This window comes from Bacillus sp. RHFS10 (assembly GCF_016757475.1).
Lineage (GTDB): Bacteria > Bacillota > Bacilli > Bacillales > Bacillaceae > Bacillus > Bacillus subtilis_G.
On the sequence record NZ_JAESPO010000004.1, the window covers coordinates 135,787 to 158,722 of the forward strand.

Here is a 22,936-nt window from a genome sequence, read left to right on the forward strand (position 1 = left end):
AAAGGATAAGTAGAGCATATTTTCTGCTCACCTATCCTTTTTTGTTTATATATATACCTTCTAGATCATAATGTTAAATATCTTTATCCCTCATCAATATCAATGCGATACGCTTCAAACCACGTATGAATTTGGGCAAGGTGGGCGATCAGCTGAGGCCCCTTCATGAGCTGTCCGAACCACGGAACCTTGAAGGAGGAGCCTTCCGTTTCTAAGAGCTGATCCAATTGTTTTCTGTCCAGCAGGGTATGGAGCACGGAGTCCTTTTGGCTTCTGATCGTTTTCAGCCATTCGCTGACGCCTTTTGTATATTCAGGGTGGTGTGTTTTCGGATACGGGCTTTTTTTGCGATACAGAATGTCATCAGGCAAAATGCCCTCTAGCGCTTTGCGCAAAATGCCTTTTTCCCGGTTGTCATGCATTTTCGTTTCCCATGGGATATTCCAAACATATTCCACGAGCCGGTGATCGGCGAACGGCACCCGCACTTCAAGGCTCGCTCCCATGCTCATGCGGTCCTTCCGATCCAAAAGGTTCGTCATAAACCAAAGCATATTTAAATAGAATAACTGTCTTCTTGCTTTGTCCACACCCGTTTCTCCGTCTAATAATGGTGTTTCCGCCAAGGTTTCTTCGTATTTGGCATTTACGTATTCTTTTAGATTCAATTTTTTCTGCCATGATTCAGATAGCAGCTTGATCCGCTCCTCTGTCGATCTCATCCACGGAAATCCCGACTCAACGTCTGCTGTATGGAACCACGGATACCCTCCGAAAATCTCATCCGCGCACTCTCCCGACAGGCTGACGACAAAGTCCTTTTTGATTTCCCGGCAAAACCACAACAGGGATGAGTCGACATCAGCCATTCCCGGCAAGTCTTTAACCAATACGGCTTCCTCTAAATGATCGACGAGATCCTTTTGGCTGATGACGCATTTGTGGTGCGTTGTGCTGAAGGCATCTGTCATTTTTTCAATCCAAGGCCCATCGTCATTCGGCTGAAAAGCGCTTGCTTGAAAAAATTTATCATTCTCTTCGTAATCAATCGAATAAGTATGAAGCGGGGCTTTTCCTTCCTTTTCAAAATGGCCTGCCGCAACCGCTGTAATGGCGCTTGAATCCAGTCCGCCTGATAGGAACGTACAAACCGGCACATCCGATACAAGCTGCCGCGTCACCGCATCCTGAAACAACGACCTGACATTGGCAACCGTGTCATCAAAACTGTCCGTATGTTTTTCGCTTTCAACATTCCAATAACGCCAAATGTTCAGCCCGTCTTTGGAAAACGTCAGCGCGTGAGCCGGCCGGACTTCTTTCACGCCTTTAAATACGCCAGTACCCGGGGTTCTGGACGGTCCAAGTCCGAAAATTTCAGAAAGTCCTGTTCTGTCCACTCGGGCTTTTATATGAGGGTGTGCGAGAATCGCTTTGATTTCTGACCCGAAGAGAAAAGAAGACCCCTGCTCCGTATAAAAAAACGGCTTCACGCCGAGACGGTCTCTCGCGGCAAACAGCAGTTCACGCTTTTCATCCCACACAGCAAAAGCGAATATGCCATTGAGATGGTCTACACAGTCTTCCTGCCATTCAATGTAGCTGTGCAGCAGCACCTCGGTATCTGACGTTCGCTCGAACTGATGGCCCCGCGCCCGCAATTCTTTGCGCAGATCTTCCGTGTTATACAGCTCGCCATTGTAAATAATGGTGTACGTATCTCCTTTATAGGTGCATGCCATCGGCTGGCGCCCGCCTTCGATATCAACGACCGCAAGCCTTTTATGTCCGAATAAAACATGGTGCTCCCCCCAAACGTTAGAATCATCAGGCCCCCGTTTGGAAAGAGTGTCTGTCATTCTGTTGATCGTTTGTTTTTCCTGGACGAGCTGCTTTTTAAAATCGACCCAACCCGTAATTCCACACATGTGATATCAGCTCCAATCCCGTTTCTTTCGTCACAATTTCGTTTCTTTCAGCACCTTAGTAAGTTTATGCATCTATAGGCAGATAGTTGATTTGTCCACAAAAGAGTTGTATGGGACAGGCTTGAATTGGAAAGAAAGGAGAGGAAAGAAGAAAAAGGAGACAGCATGCATGAAACGGAAGCAATTATTATATAAAGAGGAACGAAAATGGGAATACGGCACCATCCTCATCGAAGATGGAATCTGTTTAATCGAAAACGGAGAAGGCGATATACTGCTGGCAGACAGTCTGCATCACAGCCCAATCTGGCTCCATCATAAAGGAAAGTGGGAACCGGCCGGCTTTCAGGATAAATCAATTCTGGCATGCGGTGAAGAAAACATCTCCCTTTCAGGCGGAGAACGCATCCGCTATGAGAAATCAGTCAAGCGCCCGCTCATAACGCTTTTGGATTCGCTTGATGACGAAACCTTTCTCGCATTTTTACAGCATTTGCACAGCTTTGGCTTATCGGTATTCGATTGCGTGTTTTCTTATAATAAAGGAGTCTTTACGAATACATCGGAGGAGCAGGGTGTTTCTTTTTATCACTTTTCAAACGACACCGCCCAATGCGCGATGCAGCATCACTATAGCAGCGAAGGGACAGGAGACCGGTTCGAATGGACGGCATCAAACGGAAAGCGATCCATTATGTATTCAGCGGTCCAGCGGGGGCGCAAATAAAAAAAGCGGTGCAGCGAGCACCGCTTTTTGGTTATTTTTCAACGACGACTTTTACATTCTTGCTTTCTTTTTTGTCTGTATCAGCAGCCGTGACGTACAGCACCGTTCCGGCTTTTTGTTTTTTGATTTTCACCGTGAACGTTCCTTTCGCGTCAGCTTTGGCAGAAGCGATGACTTTCTTTGATTTGTTTTTCACTCTGATCATTGCTTTGCTGTTCGCCTTTCCTTTCACTGCCGTATCTTTCGTTTTCACTGCGTTTACTTTCGGTGTGCCTGAAGGTTTTCCTTTGACAACGACAATTTTATACGACGTTTTCGCATCGCCTTTTGCTGCTTTTACATACAGTATTTGATCTTGTTTTTGAGTTGGGATAGTGACCTTAAATGCACCATTTTTTCCGGCTTTGGCGCTGCCGAGTTTTTTCTTGCCGCTCATCACTTCGATAAGCGTGCCTTCCTTCGCGCTTCCTCTGACGGCTGTTTGTGTGCTTTCAAGCTTGTTGACTTTGAGCTGTACATCAACTGCGCTGACAGCCTTCATGACATTCAGCCGCCCGTAGCCTGAGTGCCAGTCAACTCCGGGGATCTTCGGAATGTCAATCGGATCACCATAATCGTCATACAATTCTTCTTCTTCGCCATCGACACTTTCAAACGAAATATCATCCGCCGTCTTTTTCAAAATATCCTCTGCTTCTGTTCTTTTCAGCTTAGGGTTTTGTGCAAACAGCAAGCCTGCAGCAGCGGCAGCATACGGTGTCGCCATAGACGTTCCGCTCATGTACGTGACATTTCCGTTCGGCACTAAGCTCGGGATATCAGACCCTGGCGCGGAGATATCAAGACCTTTTCCATAGTTAGAGAAATCTGCGGTCACATCCATGCGGTTCGTTGCTCCGACTGACATCACATATTTAGAAGAAGCGGGATAAGATAAGGAATTGGCTCCGTCATTTCCGCTGGCTGCGGCAATCAGGACATTTTTGTCAGCCGCGTATTTCAAAGCAAATTCAAGTACGCGGCTGTAGCCTCCGCCTAAACTTAAATTAATCACCTTTGCCCCTTTGTCAGCAGCATATTTGATGCCAAGGGCAATTTGTTCAGTATCTCCGGCTCCTGTGGAATCAAGCACTTTTACCGGGATGATTTTCGCTTTGGCGTTTAAACCAGTCATTGAATAGCCATTATCGCTTTGAGCGGCGATAATGCCGGCGACGTGCGTCCCATGCCCCTGATCGTCCATTGCGTTGTTATTCCGTCCGACAAAATTGCGTCCGAGATCTGTTCTTACTTTTCCTTTTAAATCGGCAAGTGTGCTGTCCACACCTGTGTCTACGACCGCAATGAATGTATCGTTCAGCTTGCGTTTGGACAGCAGGGAGCTGGCAGGCTCGTATTTCACATCCGCGTTTTTAACACCGCCGTTTTCACCGTTGTTTTTAAGCGGCCATTGGTAAGGATATTGAATATCGTTTGACAGGCTTTTGTATTCCTGCACAGGTTCCGCAAACTCTACGTTAGACATCTTGGATAATGTCGCAGCAGCGCTTTTGACCCGTTTTGCGCTTGCCGTATATGTGCCGTTCTGTTTTTCGTCTTTCGGAAGCTCAAATGAATAAAGATTGTCAAACAGTTTCTTTGCCTTTTTCACATTGGAAATGTCTTTTTTCGATTGCGCGCTTGCAGAAAAGCCCTTCATTTCATTATGTACGGATGAGAGGCTTTTATTGTTCTTCACCTTGAAAATGACCTTTGTTTTCTGAACTTCACTTTTTGCCGCAAGTTTATTTTCAGTTAAAATCGCTCCAGCTGTTTTGCCTTGCAGCTGCTCGATATTGAATCGTTCCGCCTGTTTCTTTATCTCCTTTTTAAGGAAAGACGGGACGGATTGTAAAGCATTCTCGTATAGCCGATTGATCGCTTTTTGATCCTTTTCAGTTATCTGATATGAAGATGATGCACCGTTTTCTGACACATCATCAAACAACGGCTTTAATGTCACAAGATCCTGATAGATTTCATTTCTCGCTGTTTTATTGAATGCGAGCTTTGCCACAATAAACGGTGCCGCTTTGTAATAAAGGCTTGTCAGTTCTTTGCCTTCTGCTGTTTGGTTTAACTGGTCATCGCGAATCGCTCTCAGCTTGTCCAGGATGCTTTTTCCCGATTTTTTCTGATCGACACTCATTTCTACCGGACAAGCTTCTTCCTGTTCTAAATCTGACGGTTGCTTTTTCGTGCCTTTATACCCAATCGTATACTTGGCTTCCGCGGCTGCTTCCGCCGTTCCGCCGTCCTCTGGTTCTTCTTCCCCGAGGTATTCAACTTTTACATAGTAGGGGCCGCTCCACGCGTACGGAAAAATCACTTCGCTTTTTCCATCCTCCGCCGTGTAAGAACGATACATTTCAAACGTTTCATCTTTAAGCGCTTTTTCCATACTTGGATATACAGATACATTCAATACTGAATCACTCTTTACGGTCAGTGCCATATGTGAGTTTTTCTGAATATCCGCTTTTCCCGGAGTCACTTTGTACCATTTCACCTGTTCCGGTTCCTTCATGGTGCCTGTCTGTTCTTTGCCGTTTTCCAGAGCAGCCGCCTGATCGATCGCGCTGGCCGCCGCTTTGGTTCCCGGAGAAAAAAGGCTGAAGATCAGTGCAAAAATGAGCACTGCCGCCACCAACGAGCTGAATTTTCTGCGTTTCATGATATCCCTCCTGTAAAATAATGAATCTTCTTGAAGGTATCATAATTTCATAGGACGAGATACCGCTTATAGGGAATTTTAAGGTTATTTTAAATGATTTGGAATATAAGGGATAAATCACAAAAAAAAAACCGACTCCATCCATAGAGCCGGGTTCGCACTGTTTCTATTAAAATAAGTGAAAGCCGATTGGCAAATGCAGACCGAGCAGCACTGTCAGCACAAGGACAATGACGAAGCCGATCCATAGGCCTCCGGTTGATTTTTCTTTTTTCTTGCGGATGAGGAGCATTTCCATCAGGCCGATAGTGATAATGCCAAGAATCATTTTGCCGGCGTATTCTCCGTTCCAGTTGGCGAAATCGACAAACAGCCAAGCTCCGGTCAAAATAATTAAGATATAGAATAACCGCAGAATCATATGAGTGATTTTTGCGCCCTTCGCACTTCTTGACGCATACAGCGAGTAGCTGACGAAAAGCAGAATCAGCGCTACCACCCATGTCGTAATATGTAAGTGTGTCATACAGGTTCCCCCCTATCAGATAAATTACCCCACTTATAGTACCATGAACTTGTCCTCTGCCACAAAGATGAATCTCAGAAAAAAAGGCGGGTCCGCGTCCGCCCTTCTGTTTGGTTCAGCCGATTGGGTTTGACAGCGTTCCGATCGGATCAATCGTAATGTCGATTTTGTCACCTGACCGCAAGAATTTCGGCGGCGCAAATCCCTTTCCGACGCCAGACGGCGTACCGGTGGCAATGATGTCTCCCGCTTCAAGCGTCATCCCCTTCGAGAGGGTTTCAATTAACTCCGGAATGGAAAAGATCATATCGCTTGCCGAACCGGATTGGCGCAGCTCACCGTTGACTCTCGTTTCAACCTTGAGGCGCTCAGGCTCCTGAATCGATGATTTATGTACAAGCACAGGCCCCATTGGACATGTTGTATCCAGACTTTTTCCGATAAAAAACTGCTTATGCCTTTTTTGCAGATCACGCGCCGTGATATCATTCACAATCGTATATCCGAAAATATGGTCATATGCGTCTTCTTTTGATATACGGTTGCCGCTTTTTCCGATGACGACAGCAAGCTCTCCTTCATAATCAAGCTGAGAGGTGACCCCTTCATGGCTGTTTACGATATCACCATGCCCTATAACTGTAACCGGCGATTTTGTAAATACCATCGGATGTTCCGGAATGTCGGCCTCGCTTCCCATTTCAATCGCGTGATCCCTATAGTTTTTGCCGATGCAGATGATATTTTTTGATGGCCTAGGAATCGGTGCATGGAGCTTCACCTCAGATAATGAATACATAAATGATCCCAGCTCATCATTCGGTTTCTTTGCCCACTCGGCCAGCTGCCTCGCATGCGTAACGAATTTATCCCCTTCTGCGATACATTCAATCAGCGATCCCGGAATCGTCTCAAGTTCAAACAGTTTCTTCTCAGCCTTTTGCAAATCCATGATTTTCTCATCATCAATGATCAGGCCGACAAACTTTCGGTTGTAAAGTTCCCCTGTCGCAAATTTCATGTTATTCCTCCATCATCTTTTAAATCAGACTGCTTCTTCATGTATTCTCTGTCGAATGCTGAAATCCCTTTTTATCACGACCGTTTTCATTTCGTTTCAGGACGGGCTTGCAGTACATATCATACAAATGTCGTTTTGAGGAGGAGGAAAAAAGATGGAGAGCGTACATTTATTTTTTCATCGGCATCAGCTTAAGAAAAAAGGAACTGCCAAGGGGCTTCTGGTGACAGACTTATCAGTTTCTCCCATTCTTCTCACACAGCGTGACAGAGCGGAAAAGACATCCTATGAAATCAGCTGGGAAAAGGCTCCGCTAGGTGAAAGCACACTTTTTTTGAATGCGGAACAGGGTGATCCGTCCCTGATGCGGCGCAGGCTCGCTTATTGTCTTTTTGGCGAGATCGGTGTTCCTGCTCCCGCTGCCTCATACAGCTTTCTGACCATCAATGGCCAGCCCGAAGGCATTTATTTGAACATCAAGAACCATCAGCTAGCCGATAAGAAAGCTTATCGAGTAAAGACTGCCGATCCGCGGGTTCCGTTGTCCGTTTTTAAAGATGAACCTTCCGCGTTTTCACACGAATTTTTCACGCTGATTCGTACAGCGGAAGATGCCGAATTAGCTGAACGCATTAAAATGTATCTGGATATCAAATTGTTTTTTTTGTGGCTGATCGGCAGCGCCTGCACCCGTCAATGTTTTTATTACACATTTTGTTTAAACGAATCCGGCCGGCTTCACGTTTCCCCGATAGAGACACGATCGCTTGCCGCACACGGAATAGCTGACGAAGATCCTCTGCTGACTAAAGGACGGACGCTTGCGTCAAGGCTGCTTTCCATTCCCGCTTTCCGGTCGCAATATCACACATTAATGAAAAACGTGCTGGACCGGTCGTTTACCATTGAACGATTGTCTCCTTTCATCAGCGAATGGCAACTTGACATTTGTCAAAAAGCTGATGATGATCCGTTTATAAAAAAAAGCCCCTTTCAATTCGAAAAGGAGCAGACAAACATACTTAGAGAAATTGAGGAACGGCAGGACCTTTTGCAAGCACACTTAGCAAGACTATAGTCCTTCCTTGCATGAAAAAAGGCCGCAAAAAAATTGTCGCTTTTTTAGTCAAATTGACGAAAGGCAACCTTTTTAGCAAAAATGGGTTATACTAACGATATCCTGTTTTGATCAAAATAAATTCTAGAATTGGAGATAAGGTAATGAATAGTAAAATTGAAGAAATGAGAATCACACTAATTGAAACAGCACAAAAATACGGCATGAACTCAAAGGAAACGATTCAATGCAGCCAAGAGCTGGACAGTCTTTTGAACACCCGAATTAAAAAAGAAATGGTTTTTGGGGGATATCCTGAAAACTCCCGTATGTGAATCATTTTCTATAACATTGAATTCACCATATGTAACTCCGCTTTTTGCTCAGCACTTCTGAGAGATACCTCAGGGCGAGAATGTGTCCGCCCAAAAAATCGGTTACCGCAGCACGACATACTCCAAAAAGCATTTCCTACACGCAAAAACACCAAAGAAACTGAAAAATCACGCAGGCGGATAGCGGCATCCATCGCCGCAATTCCGCTCGGTTTATACATTACCCGGCTTATCAAACAATTAAACATATCGGCTGAAAAAATTTAATCGTTTGCATGAAAAGCTGATATGTCCCCTTTAAATTTCCCTCACACATATGCGCGTTTGTCATAAGCTATCGTGAATAGCCCAATTGAAATCAAATTGTATTTTTACTTTACCCGCCTTTTTTCAATTTTTCAACAAAGGATGTGCTCGTATGCCGGCCATTGTCGGAGCGTTTAAAATTAATGCGATTGGTACGAGCGGAGTCGTTCACATCGGGGACTGTATTACGATTTCTCCTCAGGCACAGGTCAGAACGTTTGCCGGTGCTGGCAGTTTTAATACCGGTGACAGCCTCAAAGTGACGAATTACAAAAACGCGACGAATGTGTATGACAACGATGCAGTTGATCAGCCGATCGCAGGGAATGCGTAAAGGAGTGAGGCCCATGAATTTCTATGTGAATCAAACCATTCAAATTAACTATCTTCGGCTGGAATCCATCAGCAACTCCTCTATTCTGCAAATCGGAAGCGCCGGATCAATCAAATCTTTGTCAAACTTGTATAACACGGGAAGCTACGCAGAACCCGCGCCAGAGGTAACCGCCTTGGGGCAGCCAGTCGAGTCGCAGGGACCCGATACAGGTGCATTGGTCCCGCTCCAGCCTCCTGGCCGTTAATCATATGAAAGAGGTGAAAGACCATGTATGATCAATCTGTTTCCTCTTATTTGCAAAACTTGAACTCCTTCGTTCAGCAGCAGGCGCTTCATATTCAGCAGCTCGAACGTCAGCTGAAAGAGATTCAAACTGAAATGAATTCGATGAAACAGCGGCCGGCCACAACCATTGAGCGTGTGGAGTATAAATTTGACCAGCTGAAAATTGAACGGCTCGACGGGACACTGAATATCGGCTTAAATCCGACAGACCCGAACAGTGTCCAAAATTTTGAAGTCAGCCAAACAACACCTGAAATCGGGATGATGCAGCAGGAAGAGAGCGCCCAGCTCATGCAGCAGATCCGACAAAATGTCGACATGTTCTTAACCGAAGAAATTCCAGATGTTTTGGAGCAGCTTGAAAACCAATATGACAGCAGGCTTGACGATACAAACAGGCATCATGTCATTGAAGACATCAGAAAACAAATGGACAGCCGGATTCACTATTATATGTCCCATATCAAAAAAGAAGAACAGACACCGCCTAAACAATATGCGGAACATATCGCTGAGCATGTGAAGCGAGACGTGATCCGTGCTGTAGAACATTTTCTGGAACATATTCCATCCGAAATGAAAGGAGATGAGCAAGCATGATTTTCACAGTTGTCAACCGTAATCTGGAGGTCGGGGATATCCGAATGAACGGTGTGTCCAGCTCCTCTATTTTTCACATCGGAGACACTGAAGCAATCTATCTCTCTTCAATTTTCGACACTCCGCCTGAATCTCTTATTATCGGACCGTTTGCTCCGCTGTCGCCGGCATAATGCTTAAGCGTATATCCCGCATCAGAACGATTAAATTTAACTCTCTCGCAATAGCAAGTGTGTTTCAAGTTGGCGACACAAACGAAATCGATATGAGCATAAAAGTATTTGCTGTACAACGCTCGCTGTCTACGTTTTACAATAATGAAGGCTCATTTCACAGCAAGGATTACCCGATCTTTCAGCAGCAGGCTGTGACACCGATTCCGGAAACAGGGGTGCAAAGCGCATTTTGCCACGAGGTTCCGGTCATTTATGTTCGCAACGTCAAAATTCAAGGGGTCTCATCCTCTTCTGTCTTTCATGCAGGGGCGGCTTCGGTTGTCCGCGGCGATGCGAGAATCAAACATATCAGGCAGATTCAGTCTCCGCGCTCACAATAGTCCGCCAAGAGCATATACTAAACAGAGACTTCGATAAAGGGTGTCGTTTATGCCAGCAATTGTCGGGCCTATAGCTATCAATTCGATATCGGGCGGAGTCGTAAACTTTGGTGATTCCTTTTACCTTTCTCCGAAAAGCTCTTCAAAATCTGCGCTCGGTTCGGGAGCAGGAAACACGGGAGACTTCCTTCTATTAAACAATGCAGTCAACGCGACAAATTATATAGACCCCGATGTCAGCGATCAAGATATGGTTGGAAATGGATAAAAGCAGCCGCTCTGCAAAGAGAGGGCTGCTTTTTAGTCATTTTTTTCGTTCATTTGATTTCTTTGTTTTGATCAGCTTCTCAGGCGGCTGTTTTCTGATCCATTTGACAAACCGTGCAAGCTTCAGATCACTTCTAAGTTCATCTATTCCGTTTAAGCGAACCGCAAGCTCTTGATTGGTATATAAGGCATGAATCTGTTTATGGCAAGGAATACAGAGCATGGCTGTCGGCAGGAATGTTCCGCCTTCCTCTTTCGGTGTGAGATGGTGCTCTGTCAGCTGGACATCACTCCGGCCGCACAGCTCACATATTCCGGCAGTCTGCTTTGCCATATCCGTTTCCCCCTTCTTACATCAACTCAAGAGATATCCGTGTTCCGCGGCCGCTCGGTTCAGCCGGATGGACGATCAGCTTTTTCGGAAGCCGTGCCCGCAGTTCCTGCACATGGCTGATGACACCGACAGACAGATTGTCGGACTGCAGTTTTTCCAAGGCTGTCACAACCGTATCCAGCAGATCTTGATCAAGGGTGCCGAACCCTTCATCTAAGAAAAAGAACTGCAGCGGGTATTCCCCGCGAAGCTGGATCTGCGCGGACAGCGCAAGAGCGAGAGAAAGCGAAGTGAGGAAGGTCTCTCCTCCAGATAAGCTGGATACCGGGCGTTTGACGCCACCATTCGCGTCATCCCGCATCACGAATCCGCCTTCTGAATCCACTTCTATGGCATAGCGCTGTCTCGTCAGCATGCCAAGTCTTGCTGATGCGTCCCGCGCAACGCTTTCAAGCTGCTCCTCAGCTAAAAATTCAACGAAGGTATTGCCTTTAAACACAGCTTGCAGCTTGTCCAGCCTGTCAATATGTGTCTGCCGTTTTTTCAGTTCAGCTTCAATTTCGTTAAACCGTTTATGATGGTCGCGAATGACGGCCAGCGCTTTCGCTGCTGCGCCTTTTTCCTCTATAGCAGCGCCTAATGCGTCCTCAGCTTCTTGTAATGCCGTAACGGTTGCGCTCCATTCGCTCTCTGATAAGGCTCGGCCGGCAAGTATCTCTGCTACCCGTTTTAAGTTTGCAGCATTCTGCTTCAGCTTATCCATAAACTGGTCGATGCCGGCTTTCATCTTGTCAAGCTCTTCGGCTGGGATAAGACTTCGCTCCACCTCCTCAGCCCGGGTAAAGCGGGTGCTTTTCGCATGCTCGAGCCAAGCGGCTTCCGCTTTTTCCAATCTGTCTTTCGCCTCTTGAAGCGTCAGCTCGCTTGCTGAAGCGCGGCTTTTCGCCTGATTGAGCTTCATCTGGGCGCTTTGCAATTCTTCATATAGAGATTGCTCTTTTTCCTTTAACTGCTTTAGATCCTGTTGGACAGAGCGAAGTTTGATCTCGATCGAGTCTCGTTTTGCGTAATCTCCGAGTTCGTGCTCATAATCCGCGATCACACTCTTGATGCGTTCAGCCGCATAATGAAGCTCCAGCTTTTCACGTTCAAGCTGATGCCCCGACTCCCGCAGCTTTTCCTTTTGTGCTTCATGCTCAGCAAGAAACGCGATGCTCTTCTCAATGCGTTTTTCGCATTCTTCTGCAGCCCGGTCCTTTTCTTCAATGGCTTGCTGCCATTTTTCCGCTTCATTCACAGACTGATCCTGAAACGCTTCATTAAACATTTTCAGGCGGCTGTCCATCGAGGACTGAAGCTCGGTAATGATGCTTTCGATACGGTCAGCCTCTCTTTTTTCAAAACCGATTTTTTCATTAAGCTGATCGGCCTTTTTTAAAGACTCCTGATAAGCGCTAATCATTTGCGCCATTCGTGTTTTAACAGAAAGAATATCCTGTTTGACTCGTTTCCATTCAATTTTGGCAGTATCGAATGCCTCATGCACCGGCTGATTCTCGTAAGAAGCTGCCGCTTCAAGGTTCGGCGCTTGAATCGTTTGCAAAAACGGACACTGTTCGATAAACCGTGCGGACTGTTCTTCAAGTGTGATTTTGGCTGAAAGAATCTCCTGGCTGAGAGCTGCCGCTTCCGTCAATAACACATCTGTCTGTTTGATGTTCTCTTCAAGACTGCTGTCGAGCTCATATGTTTCATGTACTGAGGCAGACGGATCATGATTCGTTGAACCGCAGACCGGGCAAGGCTTTCCGGCGGTCAGTTTTTCGGCTAATTCTTTTGTGAGCAACGCCATTCTTGCTTTTTCACGCTGTGCGTGAAGCGTTTGTTGTCTCTTTTTAGCCTGCTCAGTCATACCCGCTAATGACCGTTCCGTCTCACACACCAAATGGTACACGGTTTGTACAGCCTCATATGCCTGTACGATATTGTTTTCTTCCGCCCCTGTCTTTTGATCGAGTGTACTCTTCTCTTCATTCATCTTCTGCAGCACGAGGTTCAATGCATCACTTCGTTTTTTCTCTGTCGTGATTTGCTCCTCAGTCTGTCTGATGCGCAATGCCATCTCTGCGGCCTGCTGGCAGCTTTTTCGCTCATCTAATGTCACCTGCAGAGATTTGAGCTGCTGCTTCAGTTCCGTCTGTCTGTTTTGCCCTCGTAAAAGACGGTCTGTTACAGTCTCCAATTCATTCATGACAGATTGAAGAGCCTCTTCTTTCTGCTGGAGTTCAGTCTTTTTGCGTTCTTCCTCTTGCTTGGCCTCACTTCGTTTGATTTCAATCTCCTGCAAGCGGGAAAGCTGCTCCTGCTCGGTTAAAAGCTTAGGTTCTTTCTCGCTTTTATACCGGCGCCACGCTTCATACTCTTCATGTTTTTGATGATAGTATGCTGTCCGGTCTGCTAAATCCTTTTGGGCAAGCATTTGTTCCTTTGCAGCCTTCTCCTCTTGCTGGATCGCTTCTGCATACCTGTCCGCATAGGGCTTCAGAGCAGAGGCTGTTTCTGCTTCCAGCAGGCGTTTTTGCATGCTATCTACGTGCGGCTGTTCCTCTTCGAGACGTTTTTTCTCTTCTTCATAAGCCGATTGTTCCTTTTGAACATTCCAAATCTCCTGGTGCTCCGTAAACCGCTCTTTTGCCTGATCACGATTCTTCCTCATTGCTTCCAGATGAGCTTCGGCTTGTTCGAGAGCCTTTTCCGCCTGCTCAACCGCTTCTGAGCTCGCCTCACCTAGACCGGACTGTTCAGCAAGCATTTCATTTTTTCTCGCATTGGCTTCCTGCGCTTGCCGTCTCAGCTTTTTCACGAGCCGGTCTCCATACTGCTCCAAATGAAATAAACGCTGAAGCATATGTCTGCGCTCCGCCCCTTTTAAAGACAGAAATTCGGCAAATTTCCCTTGCGGCAGCACCACCGCTCTTGTAAAGTCGTCGATCGTCAGCCCCAAGAGCTCCTCGACTCTTTTATTCACTTCGCTGGCTTTATCAGCCAGCACCGTGTGCTCGTCTTTGATTTCGATGAAGCGGCAAAGTGCCGTTTTCACCTTCATTTCATCCGTTCTCTTAAACACACGCTCGACTTTGTAAGAGATTTGATGATTCGTCTGAAGCGCAAAGGTAAAGGAAACAGACAGCGTATCTTCCGCATGGTTTAAAATTCCGTGCGTATTGTTTGCGGCCCGCTCCACCTTTCCGTATAAAGCAAGCGTCATTGCATCGAGGATAGAGGATTTACCGCTTCCTGTCGGGCCGAAAATGCCGAAAACACCGGCGCCTGAAAGGCCTTCAAAATCTATCGTCTGCTCTTCTCTAAAGCTGTGGAGCCCCTTTATAGTTAAGACGATCGGCTTCATTTCGCATCCTCCTCTTCAACGCCTGATGCAAGCTCTAAAAACAGCTTCACCATTTCTTCATCCGGCACCGCGCCGCCAGTTTGTTTTTCATAAAATTTCTTAAAACGGTCTTCGATCGACACATGCTTAACCTCGATCTGTTCCCGGTCTTTGTTCTGTTCTTCAAAAACCGGCCTGATATGGATAAAGCCCGGGTGCGCCTTCCGCAGTCTGTGGATTTCTTCAAGTGATAACTGGTCCGCCACACGGATTTCAAGGTCAATCCAGGCATTCTGATCCCTGCCTTCATCCAGCCAGCTGTACACCTCGCTTAAGCCATTTGCCGCTTTCCACTTCACAAGGGGCTTGCCGCTTGATAATAAAACCTCATGCCAAGAGGCCTCTTCCCCCGGCTTCGCGTCCACGATTGTCACTGATTTGGCGTAGCCCGCTTCAGAAAAGCTGTAGGCGAGCGGAGATCCTGAATAACGCGCAAGCGTACGCGCCCGTTTGATCGTTTGCGGCCGATGCAAATGGCCGAGCGCAACGTAAGCGGCATCAGCCGGCAGGCTTTCAGCGGCCACCGTATAAGCCCCGCCGACTTCAATCGGCCGCTCTGAATCCGTTTGGTTTCCGCCTGCGACATAAATATGGCTGGCGGCAATCTTCACTGCGTCTTTGCGGAACCGGCTTGTCATATGCTCAAACGCCTGCCTGATTTTCACATCATAATGATCACGGAGCAGCTTTTCATCAAATGTATCAGAAAGCACTTCATTTAACCGCGCTTCAGATGGGTACGCTAGTGCTCCGACAGCCAAAAGCTCCCCGGCTGAAGGCACTTCAATATGAAGCGGTTCTGTTGTCGGATAACCGATTAAATAAATGCCGTTTTCATGTGTCAGCGGTGAAGCGGCGGACAAACGGTCAGGATTATCGTGGTTTCCGGCAATGACAGCGATCGGGCGCTTTCCCCTGTCGCTGAGCGCAGACAGGCTTTCATAAAACAGCCGCTCGGCTAAAGCCGGCGGGTTTACGGTGTCAAACGCGTCCCCCGCCATGACAATGGCATCGACCTGCTCTTCTTTTACAATCGTATTCAATTCATCAAGCACATCGGCCTGTTCACTCAGCCTGCTTCTTCCTTCAAGCGTTTTTCCAAGATGCCAGTCCGCCGTATGTAAAATCCGCAAATGCTTTCACCTCTCTTTTTTGTATAGAAAACGAGATCCGCTCCGTCTGAAATCGCGGAGCTTACGGATCTCGCTATAATGTCAGTATGTGCCCTCCGTCAAAGAAATAAAGCGCACATCCTTTTACCTTTGTTTTCGCAATTTGCTCAACCGCCTTCGTGTACAGCTGAATTTGCGTTTCATATCGTTTCTTCAAGATCGGGGCCGCTCCTTCAAAGCCGTGCTGGAATTTGCCCTCAATCCGGTCTGATTTATAGTCCAAGAGATATAAGCCGTTTTCAGTTTCATAGAGACAGTCGATGATTCCCTGCACCAAAAGCGGCTCATCCGCCTCCTGTGCATCAGGATAGATTTCCTTTGCCGGAAGCGCTAAACTAAATGGCACTTCCCGGTCCTTCCATTTAGCGCCGATCAGCTGTCCGCCGATTTCCGTATGGAAAAATCGCACGATTTCTTCTATATCAATAGCGGCTTTTTGTTCTTCAGTGAGCAGCTCCTTTTCATAAAGCCTGTGAACCGTCTGCTCCGCTTCTTCTATCGTCAGCACATGTGTCAGCGGGATATGCTGCATCACCGTATGCATGGCTGTCCCTTTCTCCGCCGCTGTCAGGCCCTGTTTCATCATAAAAGCGGGGCGCCTGTACAGAATGCTTCCGTCAGCCGGTTTAACGGGAGCCCTGCCGCTGTATTCATCCTCGTACTCTCTTTTTCTCTTGATCTCAGAAACCGACTGCTTTGTTCGAATTTGTGTGACCTCTTGATGCGGGTATGTCCAACTCAGCTGCTCGCGGGCTTTTTTATCAAATGCAAACGAGCCGGGAACTGGTTCACCTTTGCGGATCGCTTCTAGGCGCTCGCTTTTTTCTTCCATTCTTTCTTCCAAATCATCATCAAGCAAATCATAGGAATGAATCATTCGAACGGCAAAACGAGCCGGGTGTCCTGATATATCAGCATGCGCTGCCGCACCGTTTTCAGCTGAATTCTCCAAATCTCTGTGTCTGGCAAGAGCCGGCCCGATGAAATCTAAATACGTTTTCGCCTGGTAGCGGTCAAATTCGGGCAGAAGCCAGTCAGGTTGGGACGCGGATGCCTGCCATTTTGCGAGCTGTTTCTGATGATCCTTGCACGAGCCAATCAGAAACAGTTTTTCTTTCGCCCTCGTTAATGCGACATAGAGAACACGCAATTCCTCTGACAGCAGCTCTCTGCGCATTTTTTTCTTCATCGCGATGAGCGGAAGCGTCGGGTAGCTGATGCGCATTTGCGGATGGATAAACTTCGTGCCAAATCCAAGCTCCTTGTCCAGCAGGTACGATTTGTTCAAGTCCATCATGTTGAAGTTCCGGCCGAGACCCGCCGCGAACACGACTGGAAATTCGAGCCCTTTGCTGCTGTGGATCGTCATTAAACGGACAACATCCTCCTGCTCGCTGAGCGCTCGCGCCGTTCCAAGATCATCGCCCCGCTCCTGCATGCGTTCGATAAACCGCAGGAAACGGAACAGGCCGCGAAATGCCGTCGATTCATATTGGCGCGCCCGGTCATAGAGAACACGCAAATTGGCCTGGCGCTGTTTTCCGCCCGGCATCCCGCCGACATAATCCATGTATTTCGTGTCGCGGTACACTTCCCAAATCAGCTCAGATACTGAGTGGTTTTTCGAAAACGAACGCCATTTTTGCAGATGTCCGTAGAATGTTTGCAGCTTTTGATAAAGCTCGTCGTTACGGTCACCCGCCGCCAAATAGTCTTTCATCGCTTCATAGTACGGCGCTTTTGTATTTTCAAGCCGGATCAAAGACAGCTCGTTTTCATCCGCCCCGACAATCGGGGAACGCAGCACAGAGGCAAGCGGTATATCCTGATACGGGTTATCGATCACCTTCAGCACAGAAAGCGCGACGGCAACTTCGACCGCTTCAAAATAACCTGACGTTAAATTGGCATAAACCGGTATGCCCTGTGCTCTCAGCTCCTCCATGATTTGCGGCGCCCACGGCATGGAACGGAGCAAAATCACGATATCGCGGTATTGAATATTGCGGTGTGTTTTCGTTTTTCCGTCATACACCTTAAATGGCGATGAAATCAGCTTGCGAATTTCCTTGGCGATCGCTTTAGCTTCGAACTGCACGGTTTCCAGCTCTTCTGCTTCCTCACCTGCATCCGTCTCTTCTGTGTTGTCGATCAGCAGCAGCTCCGTTTTCGTCTCATCATTGTCCGGATACGCCGCACCAAGCTTCAGCTCAGCCTGCTCGTCATAATCAACCTCACCGATTTTGCCGCCCATCAGCTGTTTAAATAAAAAGTTCGTGCTGTCTAAAATATCAGTCCGGCTTCGGAAATTTTTATTCAAGTCAATTTTCCGTCCCGTACCTTCTCCGCTCTCTGTAAATCGTTTGTATTTGGAGAGGAAAAGAAGCGGCTCAGCAAGCCTGAATCGATAAATCGACTGTTTGACATCTCCTACCATAAACAGGTTGCCTGTCTCTTCCGGCCCGCTTGTGACGAGCTGCAGGATCGATTCCTGCACGAGGTTGGTATCCTGGTATTCGTCAACGAGCACCTCGCGAAACTGCTCCTGATAAAATCTTGCTGCCTCGCTCGGCTCGCGTTCACCTGTTTCATTCTCTGCTGTCAAAATGGATAAACAGTAATGCTCCAAATCAGAGAAATCAATGATTGATTTTTCCTGCTTCGCGGCTTCGAATCGTTTTCCGTAGCTGATGACAAGCTGTACAAGCGTTTCAATGACAGGCTTCATGTCGGCCAAGCTTTTCAAATGCTGTTCAGGACTTCTCGTGAAGTAATCGGTTTTAAGCTTTTCAAGCAGTTTTTTTGCGCTATTTCTCAAATCCGTCGCTTCTTCAAGGAGCGCAGGATCAAACTCGTCCCCTTTTACTGCTTTCGCGCGCTTAAAAGAGACTGCGGGCACCCGTTTATAAAGTTCAGTGAAATCACCCTGATGCTGAATCAGTTCATCAATCTGCGCAAGATCATCAAGAAAATTGTCAGCGCGCGGCGCGGGGCCGCCCGGCGCTTTTGTCAGCTCAAGCGCGCGCAAGAGCTTTTCCTTCGCTCCGTGAAGCACCATCGCAATATCCTCTTTGACATATTGATAAAACGGAAGCTCTTCGATGGCGCTCTTTTCCGATACATCATACAAATGAACAAAGCTCTCCAGCCATGCCTCCGGGTTCGGGTGGGAACGGGAATACTCGTACACCTGTTTGACGAGAAATTGCAGATCCAGATCATGCCGGTCTGTCGTGTAGCGGTCAACAAGCTCAAAAAACGCCTTCTCGCCCTTTGCGTATTCGTCTTCAAACAGCTCGTCCAGCACCTCATCCCCAAGCAGCTCGCCTTCTGCCTGATCAGCCATCCGAAAGCCCGGATCAAGATCGATTAAGTAGTAATATTTCTTCAGCACTTGCAGGCAAAAGGAATGAAGCGTCGAAATGCTGGCCCGGTTTAAAAGAGACAGCTGGCGCCTGATATGCAGTGATCCGGGGCGTTTTACAAGCTCTTTTTCCAAGGCATCCGCGATCCGGTGTTTCATCTCTGCCGCTGAGGCGTTTGTAAATGTCACAACGAGAAGCCGGTCTACATCAATCGGGTTTTCTTCCGCGGTGATTTTCCGGATCATTCGTTCAACGAGCACAGCGGTTTTTCCGGAGCCCGCCGCCGCTGCCACGAGAATATCCTGGCCGGTTGAAACAATGGCATTCCATTGGTCATCTGTCCATGTGCTGTCTGCCGGTTTAGGAATGTTCATTGCCATCCGCCTCCTTTTTTATCCACTCAAGTATCGTCTTGTCCTTTTCAGCCTTTAATGGTCGATACTCGTTTTCTTCTAATGATTCATCAAATTGGCATACTGATTTGAACGAACAGTATGTGCACGGCGTCTTGTTCTTCATTTTATACGGCTCAATCGATACACGTCCGTCGGTGATTTGTTCGCCTGCTTCTTGGAAGGTGCGGCGCACATGCTTCGTCAACAGCTCAAATTCCTTTTCGCCGACTGCCGCTGAATCCGACCTGAGAGAGCCGTCTTTCTTCAAGCCGGCGTTAATGATATTTGACCGTCCCTCTTGAAGGGTCGTATCCATGAGGCGAACCGCTTCCTGATCGCCGAGGAGCAGGCCCTTCATTTTAAATTTCTTAAAGATCTCCTGTTCAATCTCGTCAAGCCCAAGCGGGAGATTAGATTGAATCATCGGGTCATGAATATGGAAATACAGCACTCCGGCCGGCGTCGCTCTCATTCCGAGCCAGTCGGCTGAATGTGTAATTGATAAGTCAAGGTACGTCAGCATTTGCAGCGCCAGTCCGTAATATACTTCCGCTAAGTCAAGGCCTTTGTCGCTTGATTTATAATCGACAATCCTGAGGAGCAGGCCTTTTGAGCTTTCCGCTTTATCGACACGGTCTATTCGCCCGACGAGCTCCATCGTGCAGCCGTTTTTCAGTGTAAAGGTCAGCGGCGGAAGGGGCCCTTTTCCCCCAAAGCCCAGTTCAAGCCCGATCGGCACGAATCCGCTCGCTTTCGCATGCTCGCTTAAAATGCCTGACACACGGGTCACAATTTTTTGCAGCTTTTCCTTTACATAATAATGCCGGTTTGAGCTGAGCAAAATTTCCTTTTGCAGTTTCGGTGCCAGCCGTTCTACCGCATCAAAGGAAAACAGCTCGCACTGCTCCTTCGTTAAATCGCGCCAATCAAGCTTTTGCTCACGCAGCCGGTCTGAAATCAGCTTTAAGCTGGAATGAAACAGCTGGCCGATATCCGGTGCTTCGAGTTTGAAAAATTGCCGTTCCTTCAGATGAAGCCCGTGTGACGCAAAATGGGAGAATGGGCACGCGTTAAAGCTTTCCATTCTCGATACACTGCCCTGAATGCGTTCGCCATAGAGCTGTCTCGACACGCCGCGATCAAGCTGCTTCACTTCATTCCGGAAAAACAGGCTTGAGAACAGCTTTTTCGATTGCAGCCTGTCCGGCTCACTCATTAGCACATTGTACGTGCTCCACCAAACGTCGCTGATGTCGTATTCCCGAGTCCATAATCTGAGCTGGCTTGCGGTAAAGGACTGTGCCACGCTTTTATTGACGACATACTTAAGCTGTTCCTCATCGCTGACCTGCTCAGGTTCATTTGTCAATAGGCGCTCCTTATGCTGCGGAAACAGCTCTTCCAGCCGCTTAATGACAATCGACGGCAAAAGCGTTTTTCCTTCCGCATCAGCAATCGGATACGACACATAAAGCCGGTCAGACGGACTGGAAAACGCCATATAGATGAGGAAATGCTCATCAAGCAGACGCTCCCGCCCGCCTGAGGAAAGTTCAATTCCTATGGTTTTCAGCCATTCCCGGTCATCGTCCGACAGCACCCCGTTTTCATCAGGGCGCGCCGGCAGAACGCCGTCGTTTGCCCCCAGCACAAAGGTGCAAGCGGTGCCATACATTCTGGATAAATCCATATTGCCGACAAACACCTGGTCAAGCGCAGGCGGAATAAGAGAAAATGTGAGCGACTCCGCGCCGGCTTCCATCATTTGCTGAAACAAATCTAGAGAAATCTCATCATCCCCCATCATTTCAACAAACTCCTCAAGCAGCTGGATGACTGCATCCCACGCCTGCTGATGCTGCTGCGCTTCAATGATTCTGCCGTCTTCCTCAGCGCGCTGTCTCTCCTGATCCAGCTTCAGCGGCACATCTGTCTCCTCTAAATAACGGTAGAGCGCCTCCGCCCTCTCCTGAACTGTCTTAGCTTTTTTCATTCGTTTCTGGAGCTGAAAAAGCGGCGGAACAATCCAGTCGCGTGTGTCATTCAGCATGTTTTCCATTTCGATTTCCTGATCGGTCTGCGCAAAATCATCATCCAATGATACAAAACGTCTGTAGTGGAAACGGTCGCCCTTTGTCCAGCGGTCGCCTTTAATACCGTAGGCGATACAGTAATTTTCAAGCTGATCGACCTGTTCTCTCACCTTCGCCTTCGGTTCGTTAAGCGGGAATAGCAGTTCGGTTTTCACGCAGCGAAACACCGCTTCATAACGCCAATTCCCTTTCAGAACATCAATGCTCGACCGGATAAATTCGATTAACGGATGGTTCAGCATAGATGCTTTTCCGTCAATGAAATAAGGAATCTCGTAATCAGCGAAAACTTCCTTCACCATATCCTTATAGTCTTCCGTCTGGCGCGCAAGAATCGCTACATCTTTATAGCGATAGCCCTTCTCTCTGACAAGCGCGTGAATTTCCCGGACGATGCCTTCCAGCTCAGCTCGTCTATTTGCGGCCTGCATCACAGTTAAGGCCTCTTGTTTTTCTCCGTACGGGACAGACGGACGCGCTTCATACTGCGCCTCTAGATGCGCCAGTTCCGGCGCCTGCGTATGCCGCTCAGTTCCGTTTAGCTCTTTATAGGTGATGTCCAGATTCAGTTCCTTCGCCTTCTGATGAAGGCGGTAATAGGCTTTTCCCGTCATTCTGAACAATTCCAGTTCATGCGGCTCCCGCTCATATGACGGCTTGTCCGCTGTCAGCGAAAACGTGATATGCTCTGCATGAACCATAAGCTGCTCCAACACCCTGAATTCCTGCGGTGTAAACTGATAAAAGCCGTCCACATAGATATGCGCGCCTTTTATATCTTCCGCAAGCGGGATATGCTCTGACAGCAATGTCAAATAATCCTCAGAGTGAAGATATTGGTCTGAAAGGCTTTTTTCCATCTGCTGATACAGAATCGATAAGTCATGAAGCTTTTCAGATAAAACACGTTCCCCGCGATACTCGGAAGCCGTTCCGCTTTCCGCCATCCGGCGGATATCTTCCGGTTCCAGACAGTAACGCTTAAACTCTGTCAGCATGCGCTCTACCTGTGCGGTAAACCCGCTTTTGTCACTCGCTTTTTGATAGACTTTAAACTCCTGTTTATGCTCCTCAATGAGCTTCCGCAGGAGCATCTGTACGCCTGTGCTCGTAAGAAACGGCCTGCTCATTCCTCCCGTATGCTGGAGAACGCGCCAGGCCAATCGTGAAAAACTGAACACTTGAGCACGTATCATTCCGCCCATATCAGGCGTTTTAGCAAGCTCGTATTCCATTAAAAACGTCATTTGATCCGGGACTAGAAAAATGATCGGTTTCCCGAATGGAGCCCGGCGCAGTTCATCCTGAATGCTGTCGATGATCAGCTTCGTTTTTCCACTCCCGGACCTGCCTACTAAAAACTCTGCTCCCAAAATAGAAGACCCCTCTCTTTTTATCTCTATATATTTTATCGAATGTTGACGAAAATGACCAATCTGATTTATTGGTAAAAACGGCCTTTTCGCATATA

General features: G+C 47.6%; 18 protein-coding genes. 9 read left to right on the forward strand and 9 right to left on the reverse strand.

Going from position 1 to position 22,936, the window contains the following annotated elements; all coding sequences use genetic code 11:
- Positions 1 to 83: 83 nt before the first annotated feature.
- A complete protein-coding gene (gene asnB / locus JMN17_RS15140; protein WP_087993631.1) occupies positions 84 to 1,928 on the reverse strand; it encodes an asparagine synthase (glutamine-hydrolyzing) in 1,845 nt (614 codons plus the stop codon).
- A 169-nt stretch (positions 1,929 to 2,097) separates the two neighbouring features.
- On the opposite strand from asnB, the gene JMN17_RS15145 reads away from it, so the two are divergent.
- Positions 2,098 to 2,655, forward strand: coding sequence for a DUF2777 domain-containing protein (locus JMN17_RS15145; RefSeq protein WP_202328471.1), 558 nt, complete (start codon positions 2,098 to 2,100; stop codon positions 2,653 to 2,655).
- A 31-nt stretch (positions 2,656 to 2,686) separates the two neighbouring features.
- On the opposite strand, the gene JMN17_RS15150 is transcribed toward JMN17_RS15145, so the two are convergent.
- The 3 genes from JMN17_RS15150 to JMN17_RS15160 form a co-directional block, all read right to left on the reverse strand.
- On the reverse strand, positions 2,687 to 5,368 hold the full coding sequence (locus JMN17_RS15150) for a S8 family peptidase (RefSeq protein WP_202328472.1): 2,682 nt from the start codon (positions 5,366 to 5,368) through the stop codon (positions 2,687 to 2,689).
- Positions 5,369 to 5,537: 169 nt separating this feature from the next.
- Positions 5,538 to 5,894 carry a YisL family protein gene (locus JMN17_RS15155; RefSeq protein WP_087993634.1) on the reverse strand — a complete coding sequence of 119 codons (357 nt, stop codon included), beginning with the start codon at positions 5,892 to 5,894 and terminating at the stop codon, positions 5,538 to 5,540.
- A 115-nt stretch (positions 5,895 to 6,009) separates the two neighbouring features.
- Positions 6,010 to 6,915 carry a fumarylacetoacetate hydrolase family protein gene (locus tag JMN17_RS15160; RefSeq protein ID WP_087993635.1) on the reverse strand — a complete coding sequence of 302 codons (906 nt, stop codon included), beginning with the start codon at positions 6,913 to 6,915 and terminating at the stop codon, positions 6,010 to 6,012.
- Positions 6,916 to 7,069: 154 nt separating this feature from the next.
- Here JMN17_RS15160 and JMN17_RS15165 point away from each other — a divergent pair, with 154 nt between their 5' ends.
- From JMN17_RS15165 to JMN17_RS15200, 8 genes are all read left to right on the forward strand, one after another.
- Positions 7,070 to 7,993 (forward strand): CotH kinase family protein, encoded by a 924-nt coding sequence (locus JMN17_RS15165; RefSeq protein ID WP_202328473.1) that lies wholly within the window; start codon positions 7,070 to 7,072, stop codon positions 7,991 to 7,993.
- Between the two features lie 143 nt (positions 7,994 to 8,136).
- Positions 8,137 to 8,307: an aspartyl-phosphate phosphatase Spo0E family protein gene (locus tag JMN17_RS15170; RefSeq protein ID WP_087993637.1), complete on the forward strand. Its 171-nt coding sequence runs from the start codon at positions 8,137 to 8,139 to the stop codon at positions 8,305 to 8,307.
- A 418-nt stretch (positions 8,308 to 8,725) separates the two neighbouring features.
- Positions 8,726 to 8,947: a spore germination protein gene (locus tag JMN17_RS15175; RefSeq protein WP_087993638.1), complete on the forward strand. Its 222-nt coding sequence runs from the start codon at positions 8,726 to 8,728 to the stop codon at positions 8,945 to 8,947.
- 13 nt (positions 8,948 to 8,960) lie between these two features.
- Positions 8,961 to 9,194, forward strand: coding sequence for a spore germination protein GerPB (locus tag JMN17_RS15180; protein WP_141113432.1), 234 nt, complete (start codon positions 8,961 to 8,963; stop codon positions 9,192 to 9,194).
- Positions 9,195 to 9,217: 23 nt separating this feature from the next.
- Entirely contained in the window at positions 9,218 to 9,835 is a 618-nt protein-coding gene (locus JMN17_RS15185) for a spore germination protein GerPC (protein WP_087993640.1), read from the forward strand.
- On the forward strand, positions 9,832 to 10,008 hold the full coding sequence (locus JMN17_RS15190) for a spore gernimation protein GerPD (RefSeq protein ID WP_087993641.1): 177 nt from the start codon (positions 9,832 to 9,834) through the stop codon (positions 10,006 to 10,008). The genes JMN17_RS15185 and JMN17_RS15190 overlap by 4 nt, the downstream gene beginning before the upstream one ends.
- Complete coding sequence (locus JMN17_RS15195) at positions 10,008 to 10,391, forward strand: spore germination protein GerPE (protein ID WP_202328474.1); 384 nt, start codon at positions 10,008 to 10,010, stop codon at positions 10,389 to 10,391. The genes JMN17_RS15190 and JMN17_RS15195 overlap by 1 nt, the downstream gene beginning before the upstream one ends.
- A gap of 49 nt (positions 10,392 to 10,440) precedes the next feature.
- Positions 10,441 to 10,659: a spore germination protein gene (locus JMN17_RS15200; RefSeq protein ID WP_010333667.1), complete on the forward strand. Its 219-nt coding sequence runs from the start codon at positions 10,441 to 10,443 to the stop codon at positions 10,657 to 10,659.
- Between the two features lie 36 nt (positions 10,660 to 10,695).
- Here JMN17_RS15200 and hlpB read toward each other — a convergent pair whose 3' ends face one another.
- From hlpB to addB, 5 genes are all read right to left on the reverse strand, one after another.
- The gene (gene hlpB, locus JMN17_RS15205; RefSeq protein WP_148964229.1) at positions 10,696 to 10,992 is read right to left on the reverse strand and encodes an HNH nuclease-like protein HlpB; all 297 of its coding nucleotides are present in this window, start codon (positions 10,990 to 10,992) and stop codon (positions 10,696 to 10,698) included.
- Positions 10,993 to 11,008: 16 nt separating this feature from the next.
- Positions 11,009 to 14,401, reverse strand: coding sequence for an exonuclease subunit SbcC (sbcC, locus tag JMN17_RS15210; RefSeq protein ID WP_202328475.1), 3,393 nt, complete (start codon positions 14,399 to 14,401; stop codon positions 11,009 to 11,011).
- A complete protein-coding gene (gene sbcD / locus JMN17_RS15215; protein WP_087993645.1) occupies positions 14,398 to 15,573 on the reverse strand; it encodes an exonuclease subunit SbcD in 1,176 nt (391 codons plus the stop codon). The genes sbcC and sbcD overlap by 4 nt, the downstream gene beginning before the upstream one ends.
- 73 nt (positions 15,574 to 15,646) lie before the next feature.
- Positions 15,647 to 19,351: a helicase-exonuclease AddAB subunit AddA gene (gene addA / locus JMN17_RS15220; protein ID WP_087993646.1), complete on the reverse strand. Its 3,705-nt coding sequence runs from the start codon at positions 19,349 to 19,351 to the stop codon at positions 15,647 to 15,649.
- Positions 19,338 to 22,838, reverse strand: coding sequence for a helicase-exonuclease AddAB subunit AddB (gene addB, locus JMN17_RS15225; RefSeq protein ID WP_202328476.1), 3,501 nt, complete (start codon positions 22,836 to 22,838; stop codon positions 19,338 to 19,340). Before addB ends, addA begins: the two co-directional genes overlap by 14 nt.
- Positions 22,839 to 22,936: the final 98 nt, after the last annotated feature.

Coding starts and splice junctions, on each gene's coding strand:
- JMN17_RS15195 (WP_202328474.1), top strand. CDS start 10,008: ATGCTTAAGCGTATATCCCGCATCAGAACGATTAAATTTAACTCTCTC.
- JMN17_RS15190 (WP_087993641.1), top strand. CDS start 9,832: ATGATTTTCACAGTTGTCAACCGTAATCTGGAGGTCGGGGATATCCGA.
- sbcC (WP_202328475.1), bottom strand. CDS start 14,401: ATGAAGCCGATCGTCTTAACTATAAAGGGGCTCCACAGCTTTAGAGAA.
- asnB (WP_087993631.1), bottom strand. CDS start 1,928: ATGTGTGGAATTACGGGTTGGGTCGATTTTAAAAAGCAGCTCGTCCAG.
- addA (WP_087993646.1), bottom strand. CDS start 19,351: ATGAACATTCCTAAACCGGCAGACAGCACATGGACAGATGACCAATGG.
- JMN17_RS15160 (WP_087993635.1), bottom strand. CDS start 6,915: ATGAAATTTGCGACAGGGGAACTTTACAACCGAAAGTTTGTCGGCCTG.
- JMN17_RS15165 (WP_202328473.1), top strand. CDS start 7,070: ATGGAGAGCGTACATTTATTTTTTCATCGGCATCAGCTTAAGAAAAAA.
- JMN17_RS15155 (WP_087993634.1), bottom strand. CDS start 5,894: ATGACACACTTACATATTACGACATGGGTGGTAGCGCTGATTCTGCTT.
- JMN17_RS15175 (WP_087993638.1), top strand. CDS start 8,726: ATGCCGGCCATTGTCGGAGCGTTTAAAATTAATGCGATTGGTACGAGC.
- JMN17_RS15170 (WP_087993637.1), top strand. CDS start 8,137: ATGAATAGTAAAATTGAAGAAATGAGAATCACACTAATTGAAACAGCA.
- JMN17_RS15185 (WP_087993640.1), top strand. CDS start 9,218: ATGTATGATCAATCTGTTTCCTCTTATTTGCAAAACTTGAACTCCTTC.
- JMN17_RS15180 (WP_141113432.1), top strand. CDS start 8,961: ATGAATTTCTATGTGAATCAAACCATTCAAATTAACTATCTTCGGCTG.
- hlpB (WP_148964229.1), bottom strand. CDS start 10,992: ATGGCAAAGCAGACTGCCGGAATATGTGAGCTGTGCGGCCGGAGTGAT.
- JMN17_RS15150 (WP_202328472.1), bottom strand. CDS start 5,368: ATGAAACGCAGAAAATTCAGCTCGTTGGTGGCGGCAGTGCTCATTTTT.
- JMN17_RS15145 (WP_202328471.1), top strand. CDS start 2,098: ATGAAACGGAAGCAATTATTATATAAAGAGGAACGAAAATGGGAATAC.
- JMN17_RS15200 (WP_010333667.1), top strand. CDS start 10,441: ATGCCAGCAATTGTCGGGCCTATAGCTATCAATTCGATATCGGGCGGA.